The sequence below is a fragment of the Rubritalea spongiae genome (assembly GCF_042652385.1).
Classification (GTDB): domain Bacteria; phylum Verrucomicrobiota; class Verrucomicrobiia; order Verrucomicrobiales; family Akkermansiaceae; genus Rubritalea; species Rubritalea spongiae.
In genome coordinates, this window is sequence record NZ_JBHSJM010000001.1 from 2999184 (window position 1) to 3025826 (window position 26643).

Sequence of the window (26643 nt, forward strand, 5' to 3'; positions counted from 1 at the left end):
CGAATATTTAGGAAAATTTAAATATCGATTTCAGCTCTTGGTTTAAAAATGAGCACGAGGCCAGCGATGGTGAGAAGTATCGCGAAAAATCCAACTCTTGAACCGAGCCTTCCTGAGCCAGGTTGATAAATATTCATCAAGGTAAAAATTCCGCCAGCAAGGAAGAGGACCCCGAAGATGCGTCGGCCTATGGCGTTACTTGGATTGCTGCGGTTTAAGAGTTCGCTGGCCATACGTTCTTTTGCCATGTAGGCATAGATGTCGGCGAGGGTGAAGGGCTCTTGAATTTTATTTGAGTTGAGGAGGTTTTGGTAGATTTGTTCCTCGTTGAGACCTTTCTTTGCGAGTTTGGAAATGAGGTTTTCGAGCTGCGACGACATGTTGCTTTTTTAGTGTTTGATTGGTGGTTTCGTCGAGAATGAAAAAAGCCAAGTTGCGTGGAGCAAATTGGCTTTAAGAGTCGTTTCCAAGAGGCTATAAGCCTCTTTTACGCTATTTACAGGTCGGGCAGGAATTGAGTTGTTGGAAGAAGTCGTTGCCTTTGTCATCGACGAGGATGAAGGCGGGGAAGTTTTCGACGCGGATTTTCCAAACGGCTTCCATGCCGAGTTCTGGGAAGTCGACGACCTCGACATTTTTGATGTGGTCTTTGGCGAGGATCGCAGCAGGGCCGCCGATAGAGCCGAGGTAGAAGCCGCCGTATTCTTTACAGGAATCGGTGACTTGCTGGGAGCGATTCCCTTTAGCGAGCATGACCATGGAGGCGCCTTCTTTTTGGAAGATAGGGACGTAGCCGTCCATGCGACCAGCAGTAGTTGGGCCGAAGGAACCAGATGGAAGGTCATCGGGTTTCTTCGCTGGGCCAGCGTAGTAGATGGGGAAGTCTTTGACGTAGTCGGGGAGTTCCTTGCCGGCATCGATCATTTCCTTGAGTTTAGCGTGTGCGATGTCGCGGGCGACGATGATGTGGCCATTGAGCGAGAGCGCGGTGGTGACAGGATACTGTGAAAGTGTCTTGAGTGTCTTGTCCATGCCTTCGTCGAGGTTGATTTCGACGCCTTTAAATTTCCACTCACGGAATTTTTCTGGGATGTACTGGCCTGGATTGGTTTCGAGTTTTTCGAGGAAGATACCGTCTTTGGTGATCTTTGCTTTTGCTTGACGGTCCGCGGAACAAGAGACGCCAATGCCGACTGGGCAGGATGCACCGTGACGTGGGAGGCGAATGACGCGGACGTCGAGGGCGAAGTGTTTACCGCCGAATTGAGCGCCGATACCGATCTCGCGTGAGAGTTCTAACAATTCTTTTTCAAGTTCGGTGTCGCGGAATGCTTGGCCGTGCTCGTTGCCTTCTGTTGGAAGTTCATCGTAGTAGCGAGTGGAGGCCATTTTGACGGTTTTGAGGTTGGCTTCAGCGGATGTGCCGCCAACGACGATTGCGAGGTGGTAGGGTGGGCAAGCTGAGGTGCCGAGGGTAGCCATTTTCGCAAGACAGAAGGACTTGAGTGAATCTGGATTGAGCAGCGCTTTGGTTTCTTGGAAGAGGAAGGTTTTGTTAGCTGATCCACCGCCTTTGGTGATGAAGAGGAACTCATAGGAGTCGCCTTGAGTCGCGTAGAGATCGATTTGCGCAGGGAGGTTGGTTTTGGAGTTGGTTTCCTCGTACATGGTGAGAGGCACGGTCTGCGAATAGCGCAGGTTTTCCTCTGTGTAAGTTTTATAAATTCCGTGGGATAGCGCTTCTTCATCATTTGCCCCTGTGTAGACGTTTTCGCCTTTTTTACCCATGACGATGGCGGTGCCTGTGTCTTGGCAATTTGGGAGGATGCCGTTGACGGCAATTTCCGCATTGCGTAGAAGCGTGAGAGCTACCATGCGGTCGTTCTCGGTGGCTTCTGGGTCTTCGAGGATAGCAGCGACTTGCTTGAGGTGGGACGGGCGCAATTTGAAGGAAATGGCTTTAATCGCTTCGTTCGCGAGCAAAGTCAGCGCCTCAGGGGTGATATGGAGGATCTCGCGATCACCGAGTTTTGCTACAGAAATGCCTTCGGTTGAAATGAGGTCGTATTCGGTTTTGTCGGGACCAAGTGGAAACTGCTTTTGGAAATGAAATGGTTTATCGGACATGTGTGAGAAAGTCGTTTGAGGTGTTATGTTTCAGGATGCAGTTTCAGGCAATCTTTTATCTTTCTGACTTGCTAAGTGCGATTGAGAAAAATTAGAAAAAATTTCGCCTTTTCAGACAAAGCTCTAATGGCTGTGTCGCTAGGGTACATGAATTTCGCTCTCATAAAGCGAATCGAACTAAACAAACATAAAACACTAAAGATGATTGAGGTCACTAATCTGACTAAGAAATTCGGAAGTAAGTATGCTGTGCACGATTTATCGTTCACAGTTGAAAAAGGGGAAGTCCTAGGGTTTTTAGGGCCAAACGGTGCTGGCAAGTCGACGACGATGCGCATGATCACTGGCTTTATCCCAGTGGGGCGTGGAAGCATCCGCGTATGTGGCTTAGATGTCGAGAAAGAGCCTGAGCGGGTAAAAGACAAAATAGGATATTTGCCTGAATCTGCCCCACTTTATCCAGAGATGAGTGTGACTAGTTTTTTAGGTTTTTGTGCTAGTGCACGAGGAATGAGGGGGAAAGCGCGGAAGGAGGCAATAGAGCGCGTTATTGAGACTTGTTTTTTACAGAAGGTAGCTCATCAGACCATCGATACGCTCTCAAAGGGATTTAGGCATAGAACGTGTCTTGCTCAGAGCTTATTACATGATCCTGAGGTGTTGGTTTTAGATGAGCCGACTGACGGATTGGATCCGAATCAAAAGCACGAAGTGCGAAATTTGATTCGTGACTTAGGCAAAGAGAAATCGATTTTATTCTCTACGCATATTCTGGAAGAGGTGGATGCTGCGTGTTCACGCGTAGTGATCGTAGATCAAGGAAAGATTGTGGAGAATGGGACTCCTGCGGAACTCCGGACGAAGTCGGAATGTCAATCGCTGCATGAATTATTCAGAAAAGTAACGACGAAAGAAACAACAGCTGCATAGAACAATGAATTTCTCATTATTTAATTATACTGGGGCATTGCAGGTTTTTAAGCGCGAGTTTTCGAGCTTCTTTACACAAATCACAGCATATGCATTGATTATTGTTTTTCTGCTTTTGTCCTTAGGTTTTTGTTTTTCCTTTGGTCATTTCATGGAAATTGGTGATGCTAGTTTGGAATATTCATTTTTCCGCTGGTTGCCATGGTTTCTAATGTTTTTGGTTCCAGCGGTTGGTATGCGTTTATGGTCTGACGAGTATCGTAATGGAACCATAGAGCTGATAGGAACGCTGCCGATTCCCATGCGGTCTGTGATCCTAGGGAAATATATGGCATCACTTGCTGTGTGGGCGATTACGCTTGCTCTCACATTCCCAATTTGGATCGTTGTCAATTACTTGGGAGACCCTGATAACTTGCTGATTGTCTCTGGTTATTTAGGGAGTTTGCTTGTTTGTGCATGTTTTTTGGCTGTGACCTCTCTAGTGTCGGCGTTTACGCGAGACCAAGTAGTTTGTCTGGTCGTGTCCGTGTTTATTTGTGCATTCATGACATTAGCAGGCTTTGAGCCTTTATTACGATCGATGAATAGTGTGCTGCCAGAATGGCTCTCAGATTTGGTGGCTTCCACGACCGTAGATGAGCATTTTCGCTCGATGGTGAGAGGGAATGTGAGACTGCATGACCTTGTGTGGTTTTTTTCTATTATTGTGGGAGGTTTGTTAGGAACCAATGCTGTGTTGAAGGCGAAGCGTGCTTAGAAGAGAATTTTAACAATCAACTATCATGAAAAAGATTAGTCCGATGATGCGAGCTACTCTTGGAATAGTAGCGTTATTTTTAATAGTAGTACTTGGGAGTTGGCTTACGCGGCTCACGGTGGTGGGGAATTCAGGGGTCGACCTAACGGAAAACAAGGTACATACCCTAACTGAAGGCACTCGTAGTATTTTAAAGGAATTAGATCCTGAAACTCCTGTCTCTGTGCGCTTTTACGCCACGCGTGAGAGTCCTTTGCTTTCTAGAGAACAGAAGTTGTTTATTGGTAAGGTAGACAGCTTACTAAAGGAGTATCAATCTTTAGCGAAAGGAGCTCTGCGTGTAGAGTTCATCGATCCACAACCTGATACGGACGCAGAAGATTCAGCGCGTCTGGACGGGATTGCGGGGCAGCGTGTGATGCTCGATAACCAGGAAGAAAATCTGTATCTTGGGATTGCTGTGGAGTGTCTCGATCAGAAGGCACGTATTGCATCGGTTGATGTGAGTCGTGAGACAATGTTAGAGTATGACTTGTCTAAGGCAATTGCTGAGGTTTCTCGTACAGACAAGCCAGTCTTAGGTTTGATTAGTGGTCTGCCTCTTACAAGTGCACCTGCGGGAATGCCTGGTCAAGCACCTCAGGCACCTTGGATTATTCATCAGGCGTTACAGCAATCCTATGAGCTGCAAGATCTTGGAAGCTATCCAGAAGAGATTTCACCCAAAGAAATCACCACATTGCTTCTTCTACACCCTACTGGACTCTCTGAAAAAACCGAATATGCGATTGATCAGTATTTGTTAGGAGGAGGCTCTGTCGTAGCTTGTATTGATCCCTATTGCTATACAGCAAGACGCGGAATGGGGGCGAGTAGTTCAGACTTGCCGAATCTTTTGAAGGCATGGGGCGTTCAATATGATTCAGGCAAGGTGCTGTTCGACTTAAAGCATAGAACTCCCTTACAGGGAGGAATGACTTCTCCGGTTTTCTTAAGTCTCAATGGTGATGCAATAGTTCATCGTGAGGATCTGGCTGTGCAGGGGTTGAATGACCTAGTGATGGTAATGTCAGGTAGTCTGCAAGGAGGGGATTCTGAACTAGAAGTTGAGACCTTGTTGCGATCATCCACTGAGTCTGGGATGCTGGCATCACATGAAGCTGGAGATATACGCGGTGTGTCTCGTTCTATGTACACGAACCCAGTGGATAGTATGGCTCATGGGCTTGCGATGCGCTTGAGTGGTAACTTCAAGACCGCCTTCCCAGATGGACTCGCGAAAGAAGATGTAGCTACAGATAAGAATGAAGCTTCAGACGCAGATGCAGGTGAGGATGCTCCTGAAGTTGATGATGAGGAGGAGGTTGTTCAGTTGAAAGAATCATCAGGTAAAGGGTCGGTTACCTTGATCGCTGATGCTGATTTCTTAGCTGACCCTTTTGCGTTCCAGGTTTCTAATATGATGGGAATGCAGATGGTAAATCCAATTAATGGAAACTCCGCCTTTTTGCTGAACATTCTCGATCAAACTATGGGCTCGAAGCATTTGATTGGAGCTCGCGGCCGTAGTTCAACTCGTCGTCCATTTACTGTAGTGCAGGAAATGGAGGCTGAGTTTGAGCGAAATGTAGGGCAGAAAATTGAAGAAATCCAGATGAAGCAAAATGCGACTCTGGACAAGATTCGCCAATTGGAAGCGAAACGAGGACAGAATGGAGGGTTTAGCCTGAGCCAAGATTCGGCAAAAGAACTGGAATCTCTGAATAAAGAGCAAGTGGCTTATGCCAAGGAAATCCGTGAAATGCAGAAAGGTTTACAGCGTCAGAAAGATGCACTCTCAGGAAAGATTATCCAGCTGACTATGTTGCCTATTATTAGCCTGGTATTGATCACTGGCGGATTTGTTTGGGCGATTCGTAAGCAGAACCAGTTAAAGAAAGCATAACTCAACAAACTGTTAGAAATATGTCTACAAAAGTATTAGTAAGTTTATGGGCATTGGTCGCTGTGCTGTTCGTAGCGGTATTAAAAGTACGCGATGCACAAGAGCGACCAATTGAGCATGTATCATCGCTTGCCGATGGTGATGTATTGTTAGAGAAACTCGATTCGAGCAAAGTCGCGACGTTGGAGTTTCGTACGTCGGAGCATGAGTTTGAACTGAAGCTCGATGATGGGAAATGGCTGGCGCCAGAGAAGGGTGGCTTCCCAGCGGACGCCGATAGATTGAAGCGTCAGATGGGAGATCTTTTTGCAGCGAAGGTCACTCACCCCGTCCAAGCGGGCGAGAAGTATTATGATCGTTTCGGTGTTGCTGGAGGTGATTCTCTTGCTGAGGATGCGATTGTGCTGACATTCAAAGACGCTGAAGGGGAAGTGTTAGAGACGCTTTTCTTGGGTGATCTGATTGAGGCAAGTACTCAAGGGCTGATGGGTGGAAGTCGGAATGTGGGGCGCAGAGTGCGCCTAAGTTCGGAACCGAATACGATCTATTCTCTGAAAGACACATTCATGAGCTTTAGCGATGATTTGCAGTCGTGGCTGAAGAAAGACTTTATAAAGGTGCAAGGGCTGAAATCTGTGAAGGTGGAAGCTGAAGATCAATCTTGGTCAGTGGTGAGGGAGTCGGAGGAGGCTGATTTTGAGTTGCAGAATCTTCCGGAAGGTAAGCAAGCTAAGGCCAGTGAAATGACGAGTTTTAAACGTCTGCTGAGCTCAGCTCGCTTTAACTCAGTATTAGGTAAGCAAACTTGGGATGACTGGGAAAAAGAAAATTCTGATGTCTCAACCCGTAGGGCTAAGCTCCAGACATTTGAAGGCTTCGAGTACATCTTAAATTTTGCACCGCAAGATTCCGAGGATACCAATGGGGATTATGTGCTGAGTGTCTCAGTGAGTGCCGAGCTAGCGAAAGAGCGAAAAGCTGAGAAGGACGAAACCGAGGAAGAAACAAAAAGAGCTGATAAGAAGTTTGCTGAAGAGCGTGAGCAATTTGAGCAGAAGCTTGCAGCTGAGAAAGCGTGTCATCCTTATTTGTATCTTGTGAGCAAATCAACACTCGGTTCTTTGTTGGATGATCTAGAAACTCTCACTGAGGAGAAAAAAGAGGATATTCCAAATGAAGAGGCAACTGATGAAGTTCCAGAGATGTTAGAACGGGTGGAAGAAGAATAGAGGTTCCACCATCGTAAAGCCGGTTCCGAGTAGGAGCCGGCTTTTTTGTAGTTTCTTGAGTCCCTAGGTTTAAACAATTGCCATTTTTTCGAGTAAGAGTTCGGCGCTCATGATGTCGTTCATGGTGACGATGCCTGTAAGTTTGCCGTCGGGATCGTTGATGAGGCATTTGTATCTTCCGGCTTTGACCATTTCGTTTACGGCGTCGGCGACGCGTTGGTCGGTGGTACACATTGGAATGTGGAAATGTTCTAGAGCGGAAATCGAAGTGGTGAGGTCGACTCCGCGTCGTTTCATGAAGTCGAAGAAATCGTCGCGGTTGATGACATTGACCAGTCTGCCAAGCTCATCGACGACTGGATAAATACTGAATCGTTGCTCACGGAAGAGCTGTAGAGTGTCTGAGACCGTACTGTCGTGTTGGAGCACAGCAACAGGGGAATGCATGATTTCAGCGAGTGGTTGTTCGCAGATGGCGTCGGGGATTTGATCTAGGATCGTTTCTAGTTCACTCTCCGCAGATTGTTGAGCAGTGGTCTTCGCGAGTACGCGGCGGAGGCGGCGGCTGTGCTGGAGGATAGGGAGAATAGATTCTCCTTGGACGGAAATCATAGTTGTCGGTTCGGCGGCTATGGCATCGTAAAGGTAGCCACATTTGTGGACGAGAGCACGTTCGCCAAAGAAGTCGCCAGTGGTGATTTCGCGGACGATGACTCCGTCTTTGTTTTGCAATTGAATTTTGCCAGATTTGACGACGTAAAGTGAGAATGCGGGCTCTCCTGTGGAGAAAAGGGTGTCGCCAGCTTCGAGGTGGATGTCAGAGATGACTTCAGTTTTGGAGGGGTCGACGAGGTTAAGATCGCGGGGGAAGAACATATCGAGAGTCCAATCAATGGTGAGGCGAAGACGACGCTCTATGCCTGGGAGTTTGCTAAGGTAGATCGTGCGCCAGAGGAACCAGGCGAGGAGGCCCGATATTTGGACGCCCATGATACTGGCCACTGCGGTGTGGTGGCCGATGGATGCAAGTTCTCCGAGCCCTTCGAAGGTGAAGGCTTTGCTCGGTTTTCCGCGGTAGTTGTTGATAATGTTTTTACCTAACTGTGTGCCTTGGCGCATCGCGAACTGCGCGGTGGGTGGGTAGGGCTTGCCATCAGGCATTGGCATGTGGGCACAGTCACCAAGAGCCCAGAGACCGTCCCAGCCTTCGACAGCCATGGTGGGATCGACTCTAATACGTCCGCGTTCATTTGGAATGTCGAACTCTTTGATCATTTTTGTAACGAGGGCATTCGGCGCGTTGCCGATTGTGCAAACGACGGTATTGGCTGAAATTTCTTCACCGTTGTTGAGAAATACTTTAGTGGCGGTGACTGCTTTAACGCGGGTGTTGAGGCGGAGCTCTAGTCCACGGTTTTGCAATTTACTTTGCGCGTATTTACCGAGTTTTTCACTGAGAGTGGGTAGAATACGGTCGCGGCTGTGGACGAGAATGACGCGAATGTCTTCAGGAGTGATGCGCTTGTAGTATTTGCGCAAAGAGTTGAGCATATCGAGTATTTCACCAGCGGTTTCGACGCCGGAGTACCCGCCGCCTACGACGACGAAACTGAGAAGCTGTTGGCGTAGGACTGGATCTTGGACGAAGTTTGCTTCCTCCATCCGGGCGATCGCGGTAGATCTCAGCTTCATTGCATCACCAGCATTTTGCATGAGCAAGCCGTGTTCTGGCATTCCTGGAACGCGACTCAGGTCGATATCTGCACCCAGAGCGATGACGAGATGTTTGTAGCGGATTTTGATGCCGTGAGTAAAGTGGCCGGTGTTGACTGAGACTTCTTTTGCTTTGAGATCGATATGGCTGACTTTTCCTCGGTAAACATTGAGGTTGCGGCAGAGCATGCGATTGGGGTTGATCACGTGCCGCGGGGAAATAGACGCTCCTGCCACTTCCGCGAGCATTGGCTGGAAGACCATGTAGTTTCGCTCACTGACGAGAGCGGATTGGCCGAAGCTATCGAGCTTTTTACCGAGAGCTTTTCCTGCGTAAATGCCACCGAAGCCACCTCCAAGAATGAGTACTTCGTGTTCTAGGGTGAGGGCTTCAGAGGTGCATTCAGGATTCATTGTAAAGTGGTAGTTAGGTGGCTTGCCGTAGAGTTATGCACGGCATGTGCCATGTCATAAGGAAAATGTACTGGAGAGCAAGACATCCTGACAAAATGAATTGTCACAATTTAGCATCAAGATGCTGGAGCGAATTTCCCATCATTGAAGGAGAGGAGGTCACTAGCGTATTGGATTCCAGATTGGGGCTTGAGGCTCCAGACTTTATCGAGCCCAGCGGCTTCGAGTTCTTCGGTTTGTAGGTTGTAATCGGCGATTGCGTACGTAGCGCATGCATTTAAGTTCACTATGGCCAACAGAGTTCGCCTTTTTCTTCTAAGTTTTTGACGGAAAAAGCGGTGCTCGAAACGCTGAGAGCAAATGCGATGAGTGCGGCACTTGTGAATTCAGATCAGCAAAAAGGCTGAGTCTGGTGAGGCTGGTGAGGAAGATTCCTAATTGGAAAAACAGAACGGTTCCCAGTGTGTGAAAGGCGGTCCTTTGGTAAATCACCGGTTTCATCAGTGATTTTGTATCGAGTTTTAAGCCGATGGTGGAGAGGAGCAGGGTGACTTATAAGTTGCCGATGCCTGCGAGCTTGAGGCTAATGCCATCGACATAGAGGTTGAGAAGGAATCCGCCGGCTAGGTAACTAATCATCGGAGGTAGACCGAAGATGAGTGCTGGTCCAAGCCAGGCGAAGTCGTTCATGAGGTTTTAAGAAGTTTGATACTGCTTGGGCAAGTTAGTGATTCTTAGGTTTTTGCGCTTTAGCTAGTTCGTCGACGATGACATTACGCAGCTCTTGTTCGTGGAGCTCGCCAGTGTGACGCCAAACGACTTCACCGCCGGGAGCGATGAGGACAGAGTGAGGGATAGGTCCTTGCCACTCTGGGTCGATTGCTTTGGCAAAAGCTTCGAGGTCGTCGCCTTGGAAGTGGAAGTTGTTGGTTTCACGGCCTTCTTTCTTTACTGATTTTTCAGTCCAGCGGGCGAGTGGTAGGTGTTGTTCAATGACGAAATCGGAGACAGCCTTGGCATCTTCTTTATCATCGATGGAGATGGTGATGAGTTCGAATGGGCGAAGTGCGTGACGTTGGTAGGTTTCTACAAGCATTGGGAACTCTACGACACAAGGACCACAGGTAGTGGACCAAAGGTTGATGAGCCGCAGTTTGTTGGTGTCATTTTTAGCAAGAGTCTTGGCGAGCTCGGTGTTGATGGGCGCAACACTGACAGGCTTTTCAGCCCATTCTTTTTTGCGCTCAGCGACCATGTCTTTTTTCCAGTACCATTTGGTGGAGCAACCGAAGACGCGGCTGGTTGGTTTAGATACGGGTTTGCCGGCGAGAATTTCTTCCATGGCATTGATTGCTGTATTGTTTTCCGCTGGGCCTGGGTCGCGCTTGCCATCGTCGAATTGACCTTGGTAGAGGAGTTTACGTTCAGGGCCGAAGATGAATACGTGTGGGGTGGCTACAGCGCCGTATGCTTGGGATGCTGCTTGCGGCTCTTCACCGTCGTAGAGGTAGGGGTGAACGAGTTCGTATTCTTTTACTACTTTCTTCATGGATTCGAAGTCGTCGTCGTACTTTGAGAAAGCATTTTCCCAAACCATGACGCCGTCCATGGAAGCGCTAGAAATGGCAACCACTTCTACGCCTTTGTCTTTATAATCCTTGGCGAATTGATTGATCTTGCCGCGTGCTGCGATGGCGTCAGGGCAGTGGTTGCAGGTGAAGACAGTCATTAGATACTTAGCATCTTTGAAAGAATTAAGAGTGTAAGTCTTGCCATCGGTACCTGGGAGGGAGAAGTCAGGAGCTTGCGCGCCGATTTCTAGGGTGGTCACTTTAGGTTTTGGGTCTGCAGTAACTGTGAATGTGACAGCTACTGTGGCGCAAAGCGCGGTGAATGTTTTTGTAAGCATAATTTCTTAAGAGTATTTAATTACAGGAGCTAGGCTCCTAACAAGTTTGGGGGTATTATTCATAGTATATACGTGGCTAGAAGGAAGAACTTTAGAAAAAGACAAAAAATGTCTTGATTGACTGCACGATCTGTATACACCTCGCGCTCCCTATGGCAAAGAAGAGCTGGATCGCGCGTAACGAGCGCAAGAAAAAGACTGTAGCTAAGTATGCGAAGCTTCGCGAGCAACTTAAGCAAGAGAAAGATTATGTTGGACTTAGCATGCTTCCACGTGATGCATCACCAACACGCGTTGTAAACCGTTGTGAGTACACAGGACGTCGTCACGGTTTCCTCCGTCGCTTTAAGCTTTCTCGTATTGCTTTCCGTGAGCTTGCATCACACGGGATGATCCCGGGTGTGACCAAGTCATCTTGGTAATACTAAGCGCTACAGTGCTATAGACACAATTTCTAGATGGCGTGAGTTGGTTAGGCCGACTCGCGTCATTTCTGTCATTGGATCTAGGCAAACAATCGTTAAAGAACTATCTTAGGAATATGCCTTTATACGAATATATTTCAGAACAACCCGGTGTTGAAGGGAAGAGCTGTCGTATGTGTTCGAAAGGTTTTGAACTAAGACGTCCAGTGGATAGAGCTCCTTTGGAGAACTGCCCACTTTGTAGAAAGCCGGTCAAAAAGGTGATCAGCCGGATCAACACACCAAGTATCACCAAACCAATGTCGAAAATCGATGCGAAGAAAGCGGGCTTTACCGTGCTCGAGAAGCGTATCGATGGCAATTACGAGAAGCTCTAATGAGCTTGTCGTAGACTCCGTCCGAGACCGCATCTCATCGGGCATATATCCTCAGAACAGATCCACTCAAAAGGTGGACGAGTTTTTTGGCGCATGTGAAATTTACAAGCGAGAAAACGTTTTTCTTAGCAGATGAGTTGTATGGACGATGATTGTAAAATCCTCTGGGTTTCGTAATCGACTAGATTCAAAGTTTTGAGTTAATCATTGGTATTGATGAATGCTTCTGCAGATAAACCGATGATTGGTGGCGTGTGTTACACGCTAAGTAAGAAATTGAACTTTAATATTCCGACTTGGGTGTGGAGGGTGATTTTTGTGATGTCAGTGCTTTGTTTTGGTTTTGGTTTCTTACCTTATATTATCCTTTGGATATTTATGCCGAAGGCGAATTAAGAATTTTGTGTGAGCTTAAGGGAGGAATCGATCAATTGTTTAGGCTTGAAGGTCGACCTATGGTGAAGAGTCTGTTAGGTTAACCTTGATGAGTACAAAAGTAGAAAAACCAATGATCGGCGGCGTGTGTTATACGCTCGCGAAGAAGGCGAATATGGCAGCATGGATTATGCGGGTGATTTTCGTATGTTCGACCTTGTTGTTTGGAGTCGGACCTTTGATTTACATTGTCCTATGGATTTTCATGCCGAAAGCCCCGTAGTCTGGAGAAATTTCTTGAGGCTACTGCTGGGAGAAAAAAGGGCAGCGCTGTTTCTTTGAATATCCACGATGAAAGACCTGGCTGGTAGAGCCAGAAATGGGAGGGACTAGCCAGCTCCAGTTTCCGGGGACTTCACGGCCTTTGCTTTTTTCATTTTCAATGTGTTTGATGAATTGGCGTGAGGCTGTGTGGTGATCGACGATAGTGACGCCATCTTCACGGAAGGAATAGAGGACAGCGGAATTGAGCTCTATAATAGCGCGGTCACGCCAAAGGCTGTCTGACTTTCTGGTATCGAGTCCCATTTTTTCTGCGACAATGGGGAGCATGTTGTAGCGATAGGTGTCGCCGAAATTACGGGCGCCAATTTCTGTGCCCATGTAGAATCCGCTGAAAGGTGCGGCGGTAAAAAGCAGTCCACCGACTTTGATAGCCCGGTCACTTACGGCGGGGAGTGCGTGCCATTTTAACTCTAGATCAGCAAACCAATCGAGCTCGCGGTGGCGAATGGGGACTTCTAGTACGTATTCTTGTGGGATTTCAAAATACTGGAGGGCTTCACCGGGAAACTGGATGATGAGTGGGAGGATGTCGAAGCGTGTTTTGGGCTTGCGAGGGCGCCAACCTAAATCGAGTGCCAACTGAGTGGTTTCGACTTGGTCTGGGTCCCCTAAGATGGATCCATCGGTGAGCTTATAACCAGCGTAACGAATGAGTTGGGAGTTGAGGATGCGCACTTTTTTACCGTTTTTGGATGGTGGAAAAAAACTCATCATCGGCTGTATGCGTCCCTTGTTGGTGGAGCTGGATAGGTGCTCGAGGCAAAGTTGAAAAACTTCTGCAGCGGATCTCGCCGATTGGCCATCGAGCACTTCGATATTTGCCCAATGTAGTCTACCGATGCATTTTTCACTATTTCGCCAAGCGAGTTTTGCGGCCCAGAGGAGTTCCGTTTGATTTAATCGATAATTCCCATTAGAGAGGATTTCGGAGTCGATTTGGGAGTATCGATCTTGCGGGATGTCGACGCCTTCTGCGCGCAATTGATCTAAGAACTGGTGGGCTTCTGACTGCATGGCTTCTAGCTAGTGAGATCTTCTGCAGTATGCGTGCCAGGAGCACGATCGCTGATTTTAAGCAGGTTGGCGGAAGCTTGGAACCTGAGTGGGCGTGAGTAGCTCTAGAATTTGTGGCACTTTGTGTGCGGTAAGTGTGGGGGACACGGCTTTGAGTGCTGACTTGTCATGGTAGCCCCATGTGACAGCGAGGGACTTGATTCCAGCATTGCGTGCGGTAATGACGTCGATGGTGGAGTCGCCGACGAGAATGCTATTCGAACTGGATTTGTCGAGTTCACCAAGGAGTTCGTGGATTCCAGATGGGTCAGGCTTTTTGGCGATTCCTTCGCGTTGACCGAGTACGAGGTCGAAGGGTTTTTCTGGGAAAAAGTAATCCGCCATTTCCGTAGTAAACTCATGTACTTTGTTGGAAAGGATGCTGAGTGTGCAGCCCATGCCTTTGAGTTCGCTGATGACTTCGTGGATACCAGCGAATACAGTCGTTCCGGATTTCCAAGCTTTTGGGTATTCGGCGAGGAATGTCTCGTGGATTACGTGGATAGTTTCTGAGGATTGATCTGGAGCGGCGCGTTCACAAAGCGTAAGAGAGCCGTCACCAATGAAAGTACGAACGTCTTCAATGCTGTGGGTAGGTAGCTTCGATGCAGCGAGTGCTGTATTGAGAGCTGCGGCTATCCCAGGGAGGGACTCAATGAGTGTGCCATCGAGATCAAAGATGATGTGAGAATACATAGGTCGTGCGGACGAAAGACAGCATGCTTTTTGATGAGATGCAAGAAGTGTTCAGCGAAAAACTGGCCATCAGTGAGGGGAATCTGGTTGTTATTCTGATGTTAATAAGAATGATGTGCGCAGCTATGTTGCCCGAACTCAAAACTTCGATTCCTGGTCCACGCTCTGTTGAGCTTGCAGCTGAACTACGCAAATACGAGAGCCACAATGTGACTTATGTGGCGGAGGATTGGCCGATATTTTGGGAGCGTGCTGAGGGAAGTAGTGTGTGGGATGCAGATGGGAATCGTTATATAGATGTCACTAGTGCCTTTGGAGTGGCTGGCTTAGGCCATACCCATGAAGTGTTGCGCGATGCAATGGTTGAGCAGAGTGGTAAGTTAATGCATGCGATGGGCGATGTGCATCCTACGGAGTTGAAAATTGAAGTGTGTAAGCGCCTGTCAGAGCTTACATTCGAGCGCTGGGGAAAAGGGGGGGGGAAGACGGTTTTGGCTAATTCTGGTTTTGAGGCGGTAGAAACTGCACTGAAGACAGCCTTTATAGCGACGGGGAAGGCTGGAGTTTTGCATTTTAAAAATGGTTATCACGGACTTGGCTATGGAGCCTTATTGGGTAGTGGTTTTGATAAGTTTCGTGGGCCATTTGATCCTCAATTGGCAAACGTGAGATACGAGCTGGATTTTCCGCGGACTGAGGAGGATTTAGCAATTTTGCGTCAGCAGCTAGCAGGTTTGCTCAGTGAGGGAATCGGGGCGCTCTTGTTGGAGCCGATGCAAGGACGTGGTGGGAAGGTTATTCCACCAATTGGCTTTTTGAAGATTTTACGCGAGTGGGCGGATACGCATGGAGTGGTGTTGATTTTTGATGAAATCTATAGCGGATTTAATCGGACTGGCAGGTTATTTGCTTGTGAATGGGAAGGAGTGTTTCCAGATTTGATTTGTGTGGGAAAAGCTCTGTCGGGCGGTTATCCTATTTCCGCTTGTGTCGGGCTGCCCTCAGTGATGGACAAGTGGCCGGTGAGCCCTGGTGAGGCGCTACATACGAGTACTTTTTTAGGAAATCCTGTGGGCTGCGCGATGGCTGTCGAAGCCTTGAAAATGCATGCTGATCCACTGTTGGCGGCAAATGTGGAGCGCCAAGGTAATGAACTCATTTCTATGTTAGAAGAGATCGACTCTCCGCTCATTCACGAGGTGCGTGGGCGCGGGCTAATGATCGGGGTCGAGCTGCGTCATCCGGATGGACAACCAGCTGGTGATGTCGCAGGTCAATTGCTCGGGCAAATGTTAGAGCGTGGAGTGGTGATGTTAGCGGATGGGCCCGATGGAAACATTTTAGCGTTCACGCCGCCGTTTTACATCACTCTTGGTGAGTTGGTGTATGTGGTACAGCAGTTGACTGAATTGCTCCGTGACCACGAACACGGAGCATTGAGGCTGCCGTATTGAGGGCGCTTGTCTCAAAACTTTTCGGGGACGAAGAACTCTTCTGGAGTTGGGTTACGATGGTAGTCATCGTGATACACTCGCTCGGGAAGTTCGACTGGCTCGCGCTCGATATGTTGGTATGGGACTTGGCTGAGGAGGTGGTTGATGCAATTGAGGCGTGCTTTCTTTTTGTCATCTCCAGGGACGACCCACCATTTCGCTTCGGGGATATGTGTTTTCTCTAACATAACCTCCTTGGCTTTGGTGTATTCTTCCCAGCGGATGCGTGACTCTAGATCCATTGGGCTGAGTTTCCATTGCTTGAGTGGGTCGTGGTTGCGGCAATCGAAGCGGAATTCCTGTTCGTCATCTGAGATCGAAAACCAGTATTTAATGATTTGGATACCTGAGCGAACGAGCATTTTTTCGAATTCAGGTACTGAACGGAAGAATTCTTCATATTCATCATCGTCGCAGAAGCCCATGACCTTTTCTACGCCGGCTCTGTTGTACCAGCTACGGTCGAAAAGGACGATTTCTCCAGCTGCGGGCAGGTGTTCGACGTAGCGCTGAAAATACCATTGAGTGCGTTGGCGGTTGTTGGGGGCAGGGAGAGCGGCGACTCTACAAATACGAGGGTTGAGACGCTGAGTGATACGCTTGATAGCTCCACCTTTACCAGCTGAATCTCTTCCTTCGAAAAGGACAACAAGTTTATGGCCCGTTTCTACGACCCAATCTTGGAGTTTTACCAGTTCAGTTTGTACTCTATAGAGTTCACGGAAGTATGATTTACGGAAATCGCTGCTGTGGTCTTGCGAGCCACCGTGGTCGGTATTTTCTTCATCGAATTCCCCGAACTCCATTTCTAGTTCTTCATCGAACTGGTCGATGTATTCTTCGCGGAGGTGTTTGAAGTACTTGTCAATGTTATCGGGTGCCATAAAAAATGAGGTGAATGCTGGTTAGAGCAATCACCTCATCATGGGCAAAGAGCGATAGCTGAAAGGTGACAATAGTGTGAGAAATGCCAGCTCATGCCATTTTAATGGGGAGCTTAAGAATCTAATGATTCAAGTGCGAGTACTGAGCAGCCGATGATGCCAGCCTCGTTAGAGAATTTTGCAGGGATGATTTGGAGGTGGTCGCGGAATGGTGGGCTAAGTTGGGCGGCAAGGTGCTTGCGAAGTGGTTTGAAGAGAGTGTCTCCAGCCTTGCTTAATCCACCACCGATGACAAAAGCTTCAGGGTTGAGCAGCCAGCAGCAATTAGCGAGTGTGCAAGCGAGTTTACGAGCGAAGTCGTCCCAACAGGCAATTGCAATTTCACATCCCGCTGTAGCCGCTGCATCTAGTGCGGCCGGTGAGCAATCGTCTAATGTTTTTTCAATGCCAGATTCGAAATAGGCTTGTTGAGCATCCGCTGCAAATTCGTTGTTGCCTACGTAGTCTTCTAGTGCTCCAGGATTGTTATATGCACCGACTCGACCATTGTAGTGGATAGATGTTTGGCCGAGCTCGCCGGCTACAAATTTTGCTCCTCGTACGAGTTGGTTATTCACTATGATGGCGCCGCCGACTCCCGTGCCGAGTGTGAGGCAGACGAGGTGTTGGAAGCCTGCACCTGCGCCGAGTTTCCACTCAGCTACTCCCATAGCATTGGCATCATTTTCGACAATACAAGGCAGGCCTGTTTTTTGTGACAGGAGATCGCGCAGTGGGATGTCAATCCAGCCAGGGACATTGGTGAGATTGTGAATGAGTCCAGTGGGTGTATCAACAAAACCGGGAACTCCACAGCCAATCGCTTGGATGTCTGGATGCTTTTCAACGAGTGATTTACAAGTGTCGGCAATGGCTTGGATGAGGTCGTTCGGTTTTGGGTGGTTTTTTGGGAGGATGGGTGGAGCTTCGGCAATGATTTGCTTGCCAATAACGACTCCAAATTTGATGGATGTGCCGCCGAAATCGATTCCTATTGCTTTGTTGGTAAGTTCCATAAAATTGTAAAAGGTTTTAAAATTGGAGAGTTGCGGCAATGCGGATGCCTTCGAGGGTGAGTGTGGGGGAGACATGCTGGATTTCAGGGAGACCGCGAGCGATGAGTTCTGCGTCACCACCAGTAGCTACTACGGTTGGAGTCGTGTGCATTTCTTCACTGAGCTTGTGGATGATTTCCTTGATGAGGCCTCGATAGCCAAAAACGGCTCCAGCGAGCATCGCCTCAGTTGTTGACTTTCCGATAGCGTGTGTAGGTTCAGTGAGCTCGATCTGCGGGAGAAGAGCAGTGCGCTTTGCTAGGTTTTGGGTCATGGATGCGAGACCTGGTGCGATGACTCCACCGAGGTAGCGATCGTCTGAGCCTATGGCATCAAAGGTGACAGCGGTTCCGAAATCAATGACTATAGCAGGTGAGCAAAAGAGGGTTTGGACGCCTATCGCATTGGCTAGTCTGTCGGCTCCAATCTGATTAGGGTTGGGGTACTCGATTTGTATCCCCAGTTTGCTTTCGGAGCTGAGTTGGTGGAATGGTTTTCCCTCGAAGAAATCGGCCATGATTTCAGCTTTTTCTGGAACGACTGAGCATAGAACTACGGCGTCATAAGTGATATCCTTGAGGGCTGAGTCGAGAGAGCTGGGAGAGATCTCGGAGGTGGGAATGATCGATATAGTTTTTCCTAAGCATTGGTTCGAGCCGAGGGCGAACTTGGTTCGTGTGTTTGAGTTATCGATCAATAGATATTGCATTTCGGAATGCACTTCGTGCGGAACTGAATTGCCATGTGAGGTAATCTAGAACAAGGGAAAAGAGCTTGGTTCTAAAGATAAGAAAAAGGGAGAGACCGAAGTCCCTCCCTTGTACTATCACAATATAGTTATAGAGAAATGTTAGTTAGCGGAGTCGTTGTATGCAGGAACACCGTGCTCAGCAACGTCGAGGCCTTCGTGCTCTTCTTGCTCTTCAACACGCACACCCATGATGAGCTTGATGATGAAGAAGAGGATGAATGAGCTGATGAATGCGAACGCTGAGATTGATAGAGTACCGATGAGCTGTACACCGAAGTCGCCACCACCGAAGATACCTACTGCGAGTGTGCCCCAGATGCCAACTACACCGTGTACGGAGATAGCGCCTACTGGATCGTCGATCTTGATTTTGTCGAAGAAGCCAACGGAGAGTACTACGATGATACCACCGAGGAAACCAGCGAGGAGTGCGTAGTATGGTGGAATGACGTCAGCACCAGCAGTGATGGATACGAGTCCAGCTAGCATACCATTGAGAGCCATAGATAGGTCGGGTTTCTTGGTGATGATCCATGACATGAGGATGGCACCGATACCGCCAGCGAATCCAGACATGGCTGTAGTTACGAATACGAGGGATACTGTAGCTGCGTCTGCAGAGAGTACAGAGCCACCGTTGAAGCCGAACCAACCGAGGAAGAGGAGGAATACACCAATGTTCGCAAGTGGGAGGTTGGATGGAAGGATTGGCTTGATGCCAGATTTTGTATACTTGCCAGCGCGTGGTCCGAGAATGATTACTGCTGCGAGAGCTGCAAAACCACCGAAGGCGTGTACTAGTGAAGAACCAGCGAAGTCGCCGAAGCCCTTTTCTGCAAGCCAGCCACCACCCCAGTGCCAAGAACCTGATACTGGGTAGAGGAATGTTACGAGGATTGCTGCGTAGATCATGAAGGAACCAAGCTTCACACGCTCAGCGACAGCACCAGATACGATGGTTGCAGCTGTAGCAGCGAACATTGCTTGGAAGATGAAATCTGACCAGTAAGTGTAGTCAGCATATTCGCTAGTAAGGTTAGCTGTAGCAGCTTCTCCTGAGAAGCCAGCTGCGATTGGTGAACCTGTAGCGAATACTCCGCCGAAGTCGCCAGGGTACATCGCATTGAAGCCCCAGAGCATGTAACCGACTGCGCCGATGCAGACGATCCACACGTTCTTGAACATGATGTTCACCGTGTTTTTGCGTTGGCACATGCCAGCCTCAACGGAGGCAAAGCCAAGGTGCATGATAAATACGAGTGCTGCGGAAATAAGGATCCACAGGTTATCGATAATAAATTTCACTTCAGTTGTAGAAGGACCTGCGTCTTGTGCAAACGCTGTGCCCATCAGGCCTAGTGAACCAATTGCTGTACTGAGTAGTAGTTTTCTCATTGTCTATATGCTAGGTTTATAGTCTGCATTGGGGGTTAGCATGCGGCATGCCAACTTTGTGATGAATAGAAATAAAATTATTCATCATGAGTTTGATGCATGGTTTATTGAAGGGGTGACTCATGATGCGATTGAGCTTTTTGTATGATCACTTTTGAGAATCTCCACACTGACTAGACTGCTTGTGGGAAGATTAGGAAATCTACTCTATGCGTATACAGAAGAATATATATGACCAGTCGTCAGGCTTTGCTTTAGCTGCATGGTTGCCATTTGCTCGATGAAATGGCGGTACTCTAGTGTCGGGTATGGGCTAGCTGGTTCTGAAGTTCCATCACTAGCCGTATAGGCCTATGAGTGAGGGGCTGCACTAAAATGAGGTTCGGAATAGACTACTTGTCTTTGGGGTATAGAGAATTTTGTCGTTTTCGAGTGCTATTTGATGTGGATGGAAATGTACTATATATAGTGGTGAAGGGTTGAGGATGCTCCTGAGATGGTTGATTACTATTTCACCTAACAATTTTATGGTTGGTTGCATTATACTGTGCTAATTATGATAATTAGATAAGCTTAAAGAAATTGGGGGAATCTATTGATGTACCACCCTTCGGGGATGTAGGTTAAGTGACAAAAAAGTAATTTTTTTGTTTTACGATGGTATTAGATGTGCTAACTAACAGGCGTTATGAATAACAAAACTACATTATCCCTACTCGGTGGTGCGCTTCTATCCGGTTCTGCTTATGCAGGCCCAGTAGTTGCACCTGAGCCAGTTACAGTTGAGCCTGGTTATGAAGCTTCTGTTTCTGTTGGCGTACACTCAGATTATATCTGGCGTGGTCTTTTCCTCGGGCGTGCACTTGTTGATTCTTCTGTAGAAGCTTCTACCTCAGCATGGGGTCTTGATTTTGCAGGTGGTCTTTGGGCTGGTAACGTTGAAGAGGAATCTTTCGACGACGAAATCAATGCTTGGATCGAAGGTTCTAAGGACTTTGGTTGGGCTCGTTTCACCACAGGTTACATCTACTACGATTTCTTCGACGGAGAAACAAACAACGCTCACGAAGTATACTTCGGTCTTTCTAAAGATCTTTGCTGGGGCTTCAACGCTAGCTACACATACTTCTGGGACGTGTATGCTACTGACAACGATGGTTACAATGAGCTCGTTCTCGGTAACGACACAGACGTTTTCGGTTACACTCTTGATACCACACTCACAACTGGTTTCCTCTTCGAAGGCTTCGGTGCTTCACACATCACTTTGAAGACAGGTTACGATTGGGAGCTTACTGATCACGCAACACTCACACCATACCTCGCATACACATGGGAGCTTGCTGGTCTTGAGCGTTACGCAGCACCAATGAACGGTTCTGGCCGTTCTGAGCAAAACCGTTTCTTCGGTGGTGTTTCCCTTTCTGTTAGCTTCTAATTTGAGTTAATCAGATTCTATTTTACAGCGGGCGAAGTTTTCGGACTTCGCTCGTTTTTTTTGAATGAAAAACCCGCAGAATTAATATCCTGCGGGTTTTGCCTTTTTTAAAAGGAGTGCATGCGAAAGTTTACATCATGATGCCTTTGCGTGATGGTTGTTTCGCTGCATTTAGGAGGAGCTGAGCTTCCGAGGACCATCTTTGTTCATCGGCTTGTCTGAGAGCTTCAGTCATACCGAGACCGCTTTTAAAGAGGAGGTTGTAGAGGGATTTGATTTCCTTGCGTTGGTCGCCATTGAATCCAGCCCGGCGCAGGCCGATGACGTTTAGGCCTGCGAGGTGGTTTTGTCCGTGAGCCATACAGTAGGGCGGGATGTCCTTGGTGATTGCTGCATTGCCCTGGCAGATGGCGTAGTCTCCAATTTTGATGAACTGATGGAAGCCTGCACCTCCACCGAGAAAGCAATTACTACCAATGCGAATGTGGCCAGCGATGAGTACACTGTTAGCTAGGTTGTTGTTAGAGCCAAGGTGTACATCGTGAGCAAGGTGGCTATTGATCATGAGCATGTTGTTGTTGCCTATGACTGTGAATCCATTTTCACTAGTGCTACGGTGAACGGTGACGTGTTCACGAATGGTGTTGTTTTTACCGATTTTTACTCCTGAGCTGGTAGATTTTTCAAAGGACACATCTTGTGGATCGCCGCCGATATGGGAACCGAAGCCCACAAAGTTGTTCTCTCCGAGTGTGGTATGGCCTGTGAGCCAGACGTGTGGGTCAATTGTACAGTTCTCGCCAATGGAGACATTGGCATCGATGATGGTAAATGCACCGATGGAGACATTGTTTCCAATTTTGGCATCAGGGTGAATGATAGCAGTTGGGTGGATCATGGTTAGAAATTGTTAGTTAAAGAAGCCGTGTTCTCGGAACGAGTAATAGGCGTCTCGATGATTGTTTGGTGATCCGATAATCAGATGGTCGATAAAGCGGAGCTGCATGAGTTCTGCAGCTTCACGAATGGCTTGGGTCATTCGCTTGTCGGCTTCACTCGGTGACGCATCTCCACTGGGGTGGTTATGGATGAGTATAAAACCATAGGACTGGTGGAGGAGAGCGTGGTGCAATACGTCGCGCGGGTGGCAGATGCTTTCGGTGACGGAGCCATGTGAGAGCTCAATGGTACGTTCGTGCTTAAGTCTAGTGTCTACGAGGAGGAGGAATACTTTCTCACAACTTTGGTGGGAGAGTATAGGGCTCATGAGCGTGTAGATCTCCTTGGGTGATGCGACGGAAGCTTTATTCATTTCCTCCTTCGCAGAACGCAGTCCTAGCTCGAAGGCTGCGGAGATTTGTGCAGCTTTGGCAGGGCCGACTCCGTGTTGTTTGGCAATTTCTTTGACATTAGCGCGTCCGAGCGAGCGCAGGCTTCCGTGTGTGTCTAGTAGTTCCTGTGCGACTTCGATTGCACTTTTGCCAGTGACCCCAACTCTGAGAAAGATAGCGATGAGCTCCGCGTTGCTAAGGGCTTGAGGGCCCCACTTTGTGAGTTTTTCGCGAGGGCGATCCTCCTCGGGTAAGTCATTGATGAGGGGTTTGGGCATGATAGGCTTACAAGTCTTTACTGAGGGGGTAGATTAATGGATGACGAGACAGCAAGTGGCCATGGCTGCGATGCCTTCTTTGCGTCCGACGAAGCCCATTGTTTCGTTGGTAGTGGCTTTGATGCCGATGTCTTCGGGAACGAGGGCTAGAGCGTTAGCGATATTCGCTTTCATTTCTGCGATGTGCGGAAGAATTTTTGGGGCTTCAGCCACGAGTGCTGAATCTACGTTTTGCAGGTCTGCGCCTTTCTCGTCTGCTAGGGCTTTGCATTTCTTTAAAATGTCCAGAGAGCTAATGCCTTCAATACTATCGTCTTCTGGAGGGAAATAGTAGCCAATGTCTGGAAGTCCTAGGGCACCGAGAATAGAGTCGGCGATAGCATGGCATAGGACGTCAGCATCTGAGTGGCCGAGCAGGCCAACGCTGTGCGGGATATCAACGCCACCGAGGATACATTTGCGGCCTTCGGCGAATTGGTGGACATCGTAGCCGATGCCGGTGCGAATTTTCATTATGTTAGAATGTGTTAAAGTGCAATGGTTTGTCCGATTTCTGGAAGGATGAGTTCTTTCGACTTGCTAGCGAAGTAGTCGATAGCAGATTGGTGATCGATTTCGATGTATGGGAAGGTATCGAAGTGGGTTCCTAGTACTTTGTCGACATTGATCCATTCGGCACATATGGCGGCATCTTGATAGCCCATAGTGAAGTTGTCACCCACACAGAGCACCGCCCAATCGAGCCTGTGGAATTCTCCGAGTAGCTTCATGTCGTAAGTAAGCGCGGTGTCACCTGAAATGTAGAAGTCGCCTTCGCTGGATTCGATGACGAAACCACCAGGGTTACCTCCATAGCTGCCGTCGGGGAGGGCTGAAGAGTGGACGGCATTGACATATTTTACTTTGCCAAAAGGGAGAGTGACTGAACCTCCGTGGTTGAGCGGGTGGCTCTTTTCGATACCTTTTTCGCCGAACCAGCAAACAATCTCGTAGTTAGAAATGAGAGTAGCTCCGGTGCGTTTGAGGATGGTTTCGGCGTCTGCGACATGGTCTTCATGGCCATGGGTGATGAGGACGTAATCAGCTTCGATTGTATCAATATTGACGCCGTCTGCTTTTGGGTTCGGGCTGATGAAGGGGTCGAAGAGGATCTTAGAACCGTTGATCTCTACTGCGAAACAGGAGTGGCCGTAAAAAGTGACGTTCATGGTAATAAATATGTGTGGGAATCGATTTTTTAGAAGTAAAAAAGCGCAGCTTGTGAGGCTGCGCTTTAGATTTTGTTAGAACTAGTTGCTAGAGCTTACTGGCCTGGATGACCTTGTGGCATTGCTCCTGCAGGAAGTTGGAATGGCATACCGCCTTGTGGCATTTCACGTTTTCCAATTTCTTTGAGTTCAAGTTCGAAAATGAGTGTGGAGTGTGGCTCGAGAACTGGTCCCATGCGGCGCTCACCGTAACCGAGTTTGGACGGAATGAAGAGCTTCCACTTAGCGCCGACAGGCATAGTTTTGAGTGCTTCGCCGAAGCCTGGAACGACTTGGAGGGTGAGTTTAACAGGCTCACCTTCTGGAGATGCGTCGAACTCGGTACCGTCGATGAGAGTGCCTTTGTAGTTCACGGTGAACTCAGTTTGCATATCCATGCCGTTAGGCGTTTCTTCAGGGGCTGCGTATTTCTTGTCGCCGCCTTTTTCGAGAACGATGTATTGGAGACCGCTGTCAGTAGTGATAACGCCTTCCTTCTCTTTATTTTCAGCGAGAAATGCTTCTTCCTGTTTTAGGTTTTCTTCACCGAGCTTTTTATCGCGTTCTTGGATTTGTGCCTGAAGAGCCTGCATGACTGCGGTGATTTCATCTTGGCTGACTTTTGGCTCGTCGTTTTTAAGACCACTAACAAAGCCTTCATAGAAGCTGTCTTTGTCGAAGTCACTTGCGGTGAGACCAGCATTTGCAAGCTGAGCTGCGCTCTGGTAACCGAAGAAATAGGAAGAGTCGGTACGTACTTTTTCAGGGGAAAGTTCTGGTTTCGCTTCTTCTGCTGCTTTGTCCTGAGCAAATGAACTTGCTGAGAATGCAAGGCCAAGAGCTGCGATACTTAGTTGTTTTTTCATGAATTTTTGAGACCTCAAGCGATGGTGCATTGAGAGTAGGTTTTTAGTTACCCGTCTAGCTGTAGCGTTAGGGTGGAGGAACTTTGTTTAAAATGTGACAAATTACAATGAATACTTCTTACCTGGAAGTGGGATGACGCATTCTGTTTGTGGAAGACGATCGGTAATTTGTTGTTGAAACCATTCGCTGGCTTCAATGTCACCGTGAACGAGGAAAACTTGCTGGGGACTAAGTTTAAGAATGTAGTCGAGGATGGCGTCACGCGTGGCGTGGCCTGAGAAGTCGAAGACTTCAACTGGGCAGTTGAGAACGACAGCTGGTTGATCTTTCGATAATTTTACGATGTCTCCCTTGGTCGTTTGGCGTATGATTCCTCCAGGAGAAGCTGGGTCTGCATAGCCGACAAAGAGCAAACTGTTCTTTGGGTTAGAAATAAAAGTTTGGGCAAAAATGTTAGAGGTGGTCTTTTCTGACATCATGCCACTAGAGAGGCAGAAGATCGCACCGGGGCGGTAGGTGATGGGGGCGCCTTTGTGCTTTTTAGATCCAGTTTGGAGGTCCATGTCTTCGAGAATTTTGAAGTCCGGGACTTTGCGACTGGTTGAGTCAGAGAGGTCATCGAAGATCATCGTCATCTTAGTGCTGAGTCCACCCATATAGACGGGCGTGCTGTCAGGGAGTTGACCACTTTGTTTGAATTTGTGGATCATGGTGAGGACTTCTTGAGTCTTACCAATGGCAAACACTGGGATGAGTGCGGAGCCACCGCGTTCGAGGGTGGCGAGGATGGCGTCGAGGAGTTTTTGTTCTTCGATGTCGCGGTCGTAGTCAGCTGCTCGCGGAGACGCGCCTCGTGTGGTTTCAACGATGAGTGTGTCGACGTGTTCTTGGGGGAATTTGGCTCCAGTGATGAGAGTTTGGTCTTCGAATTGGATATCTCCTGTATAGAAAATGCGTTTTTCACCAGATTCCACCATGACTCCGGCGGAGCCGAGGATGTGGCCTGCGTCGTGGAAAGTGAGCTTGGTGTCTCGATTAATTTTCCAGCTTGCTTCGTATTTTTGTGGTTCCCAGCGAGTGGCGAGCCGGTCGAGTTCGCGGTGGCCGTAGAGCGGGTATTCGGTGATGCCGAACTCGAGGCGTTTGTGTTGCATCACGTTGACGGAGTTGTGAAGCAGGGCTTTGGCTAGGTCAGCGGTCGCTTGGGTGAGGTAGAGGGGCGCGTCTTGTTGGTCGCGCATGAGCACAGGAATAGTTCCTGTGTGATCGAGGTGGGCGTGACTGAGGACGATGGCGTCTACGCTGGATGGAGGGATCTCGTGGTGTGCGGGAAGGGCATCTAGGCCTTCTTCTTTCGGATGCATGCCAGAATCTAGAACGATCGTGCTGTCACTAGTTTCTAGAAGGTAGCAGTTGGCGCCGATTTCGTTTTTGCGTGCTAGATTTTGGAAAAACATAATAATGTGAGGGGAGTCTCTGGGAGGGGAGTATGAAAAGCGAGTGGAAATTGTAGTGAATATGTGTGAAAAGCCTAAAGTGACGTCTTGCATCTTTATAGACTTCTGCT

At 48.3% G+C, this 26643-nt stretch carries 28 protein-coding genes; 10 read left to right on the forward strand and 18 right to left on the reverse strand.

Going from position 1 to position 26643, the window contains the following annotated elements; genetic code table 11:
- Positions 1–17 precede the first annotated feature (17 nt).
- Together ACFPK9_RS13215 and ACFPK9_RS13220 are read right to left on the reverse strand one after the other, a co-directional pair.
- Positions 18–380 (reverse strand): hypothetical protein, encoded by a 363-nt coding sequence (locus tag ACFPK9_RS13215; protein WP_377095374.1) that lies wholly within the window; start codon positions 378–380, stop codon positions 18–20.
- A gap of 112 nt (positions 381–492) precedes the next feature.
- A complete protein-coding gene (locus ACFPK9_RS13220; RefSeq protein ID WP_377095375.1) occupies positions 493–2127 on the reverse strand; it encodes a fumarate hydratase in 1635 nt (544 codons plus the stop codon).
- A 201-nt stretch (positions 2128–2328) separates the two neighbouring features.
- Between ACFPK9_RS13220 and ACFPK9_RS13225 the strand changes: the two genes are divergently transcribed.
- From ACFPK9_RS13225 to ACFPK9_RS13240, 4 genes are read left to right on the forward strand one after another with little or no spacing between them, the layout of a single operon-like run.
- A complete protein-coding gene (locus tag ACFPK9_RS13225; protein ID WP_377095376.1) occupies positions 2329–3057 on the forward strand; it encodes an ABC transporter ATP-binding protein in 729 nt (242 codons plus the stop codon).
- A gap of 4 nt (positions 3058–3061) precedes the next feature.
- Positions 3062–3817 carry an ABC transporter permease gene (locus ACFPK9_RS13230; RefSeq protein WP_377095377.1) on the forward strand — a complete coding sequence of 252 codons (756 nt, stop codon included), beginning with the start codon at positions 3062–3064 and terminating at the stop codon, positions 3815–3817.
- 25 nt (positions 3818–3842) lie between these two features.
- Positions 3843–5762, forward strand: coding sequence for a Gldg family protein (locus ACFPK9_RS13235; RefSeq protein ID WP_377095378.1), 1920 nt, complete (start codon positions 3843–3845; stop codon positions 5760–5762).
- Positions 5763–5782: 20 nt separating this feature from the next.
- Positions 5783–6991 carry a DUF4340 domain-containing protein gene (locus ACFPK9_RS13240; protein WP_377095379.1) on the forward strand — a complete coding sequence of 403 codons (1209 nt, stop codon included), beginning with the start codon at positions 5783–5785 and terminating at the stop codon, positions 6989–6991.
- A gap of 69 nt (positions 6992–7060) precedes the next feature.
- On the opposite strand, the gene ACFPK9_RS13245 is transcribed toward ACFPK9_RS13240, so the two are convergent.
- The 4 genes from ACFPK9_RS13245 to ACFPK9_RS13260 all read right to left on the reverse strand — a co-directional run bounded on the left by ACFPK9_RS13245 (position 7061) and on the right by ACFPK9_RS13260 (position 11027).
- Positions 7061–9118 (reverse strand): FAD-dependent oxidoreductase, encoded by a 2058-nt coding sequence (locus tag ACFPK9_RS13245; protein WP_377095380.1) that lies wholly within the window; start codon positions 9116–9118, stop codon positions 7061–7063.
- Positions 9119–9234: 116 nt separating this feature from the next.
- Positions 9235–9405 (reverse strand): hypothetical protein, encoded by a 171-nt coding sequence (locus ACFPK9_RS13250; protein WP_377095381.1) that lies wholly within the window; start codon positions 9403–9405, stop codon positions 9235–9237.
- 265 nt (positions 9406–9670) lie between these two features.
- Positions 9671–9808 (reverse strand): hypothetical protein, encoded by a 138-nt coding sequence (locus ACFPK9_RS13255; RefSeq protein ID WP_377095382.1) that lies wholly within the window; start codon positions 9806–9808, stop codon positions 9671–9673.
- A gap of 34 nt (positions 9809–9842) precedes the next feature.
- Positions 9843–11027, reverse strand: coding sequence for a redoxin family protein (locus tag ACFPK9_RS13260; protein ID WP_377095383.1), 1185 nt, complete (start codon positions 11025–11027; stop codon positions 9843–9845).
- Between the two features lie 152 nt (positions 11028–11179).
- Between ACFPK9_RS13260 and rpsN the strand changes: the two genes are divergently transcribed.
- From rpsN to ACFPK9_RS13280, 4 genes are all read left to right on the forward strand, one after another.
- Positions 11180–11449: a 30S ribosomal protein S14 gene (gene rpsN, locus ACFPK9_RS13265; protein WP_143184365.1), complete on the forward strand. Its 270-nt coding sequence runs from the start codon at positions 11180–11182 to the stop codon at positions 11447–11449.
- Between the two features lie 119 nt (positions 11450–11568).
- Positions 11569–11829: an FmdB family zinc ribbon protein gene (locus ACFPK9_RS13270; protein ID WP_377095385.1), complete on the forward strand. Its 261-nt coding sequence runs from the start codon at positions 11569–11571 to the stop codon at positions 11827–11829.
- A 240-nt stretch (positions 11830–12069) separates the two neighbouring features.
- A complete protein-coding gene (locus tag ACFPK9_RS13275; RefSeq protein ID WP_377096641.1) occupies positions 12070–12225 on the forward strand; it encodes a PspC domain-containing protein in 156 nt (51 codons plus the stop codon).
- Positions 12226–12313: 88 nt separating this feature from the next.
- Positions 12314–12487, forward strand: coding sequence for a PspC domain-containing protein (locus ACFPK9_RS13280; protein ID WP_377095386.1), 174 nt, complete (start codon positions 12314–12316; stop codon positions 12485–12487).
- A 20-nt stretch (positions 12488–12507) separates the two neighbouring features.
- Here ACFPK9_RS13280 and ACFPK9_RS13285 read toward each other — a convergent pair whose 3' ends face one another.
- Entirely contained in the window at positions 12508–13563 is a 1056-nt protein-coding gene (locus ACFPK9_RS13285) for a nitric oxide synthase oxygenase (RefSeq protein WP_377095388.1), read from the reverse strand.
- A 57-nt stretch (positions 13564–13620) separates the two neighbouring features.
- Complete coding sequence (locus tag ACFPK9_RS13290) at positions 13621–14298, reverse strand: HAD family hydrolase (protein ID WP_377095390.1); 678 nt, start codon at positions 14296–14298, stop codon at positions 13621–13623.
- Positions 14299–14408: 110 nt separating this feature from the next.
- Here ACFPK9_RS13290 and ACFPK9_RS13295 point away from each other — a divergent pair, with 110 nt between their 5' ends.
- Entirely contained in the window at positions 14409–15752 is a 1344-nt protein-coding gene (locus ACFPK9_RS13295) for an aspartate aminotransferase family protein (RefSeq protein WP_377095392.1), read from the forward strand.
- Between the two features lie 11 nt (positions 15753–15763).
- Here ACFPK9_RS13295 and ppk2 read toward each other — a convergent pair whose 3' ends face one another.
- From ppk2 to ACFPK9_RS13315, 4 genes are all read right to left on the reverse strand, one after another.
- Positions 15764–16675: a polyphosphate kinase 2 gene (gene ppk2, locus ACFPK9_RS13300; RefSeq protein WP_377095393.1), complete on the reverse strand. Its 912-nt coding sequence runs from the start codon at positions 16673–16675 to the stop codon at positions 15764–15766.
- 113 nt (positions 16676–16788) lie between these two features.
- The gene (locus tag ACFPK9_RS13305; protein WP_377095394.1) at positions 16789–17730 is read right to left on the reverse strand and encodes an ROK family protein; all 942 of its coding nucleotides are present in this window, start codon (positions 17728–17730) and stop codon (positions 16789–16791) included.
- Positions 17731–17746: 16 nt separating this feature from the next.
- Positions 17747–18478, reverse strand: coding sequence for a type III pantothenate kinase (locus ACFPK9_RS13310; RefSeq protein WP_377095396.1), 732 nt, complete (start codon positions 18476–18478; stop codon positions 17747–17749).
- 141 nt (positions 18479–18619) lie between these two features.
- Positions 18620–19870 (reverse strand): ammonium transporter, encoded by a 1251-nt coding sequence (locus ACFPK9_RS13315; RefSeq protein WP_377096644.1) that lies wholly within the window; start codon positions 19868–19870, stop codon positions 18620–18622.
- Positions 19871–20603: 733 nt separating this feature from the next.
- Here ACFPK9_RS13315 and ACFPK9_RS13320 point away from each other — a divergent pair.
- A complete protein-coding gene (locus tag ACFPK9_RS13320; RefSeq protein WP_377095398.1) occupies positions 20604–21353 on the forward strand; it encodes a hypothetical protein in 750 nt (249 codons plus the stop codon).
- Between the two features lie 130 nt (positions 21354–21483).
- On the opposite strand, the gene lpxA is transcribed toward ACFPK9_RS13320, so the two are convergent.
- The 6 genes from lpxA to ACFPK9_RS13350 all read right to left on the reverse strand — a co-directional run bounded on the left by lpxA (position 21484) and on the right by ACFPK9_RS13350 (position 26533).
- Positions 21484–22251 (reverse strand): acyl-ACP--UDP-N-acetylglucosamine O-acyltransferase, encoded by a 768-nt coding sequence (lpxA, locus tag ACFPK9_RS13325; protein ID WP_377095400.1) that lies wholly within the window; start codon positions 22249–22251, stop codon positions 21484–21486.
- Between the two features lie 12 nt (positions 22252–22263).
- Positions 22264–22962, reverse strand: coding sequence for a RadC family protein (gene radC / locus ACFPK9_RS13330; RefSeq protein WP_377095404.1), 699 nt, complete (start codon positions 22960–22962; stop codon positions 22264–22266).
- A 33-nt stretch (positions 22963–22995) separates the two neighbouring features.
- Positions 22996–23475, reverse strand: coding sequence for a 2-C-methyl-D-erythritol 2,4-cyclodiphosphate synthase (gene ispF / locus ACFPK9_RS13335; RefSeq protein WP_377095406.1), 480 nt, complete (start codon positions 23473–23475; stop codon positions 22996–22998).
- Between the two features lie 14 nt (positions 23476–23489).
- Positions 23490–24170, reverse strand: coding sequence for a metal-dependent hydrolase (locus ACFPK9_RS13340; protein WP_377095408.1), 681 nt, complete (start codon positions 24168–24170; stop codon positions 23490–23492).
- Positions 24171–24265: 95 nt separating this feature from the next.
- Positions 24266–25075, reverse strand: coding sequence for an FKBP-type peptidyl-prolyl cis-trans isomerase N-terminal domain-containing protein (locus tag ACFPK9_RS13345; RefSeq protein WP_377095410.1), 810 nt, complete (start codon positions 25073–25075; stop codon positions 24266–24268).
- Positions 25076–25177: 102 nt separating this feature from the next.
- Complete coding sequence (locus ACFPK9_RS13350; protein WP_377095412.1) at positions 25178–26533, reverse strand: MBL fold metallo-hydrolase; 1356 nt, start codon at positions 26531–26533, stop codon at positions 25178–25180.
- Positions 26534–26643: the final 110 nt, after the last annotated feature.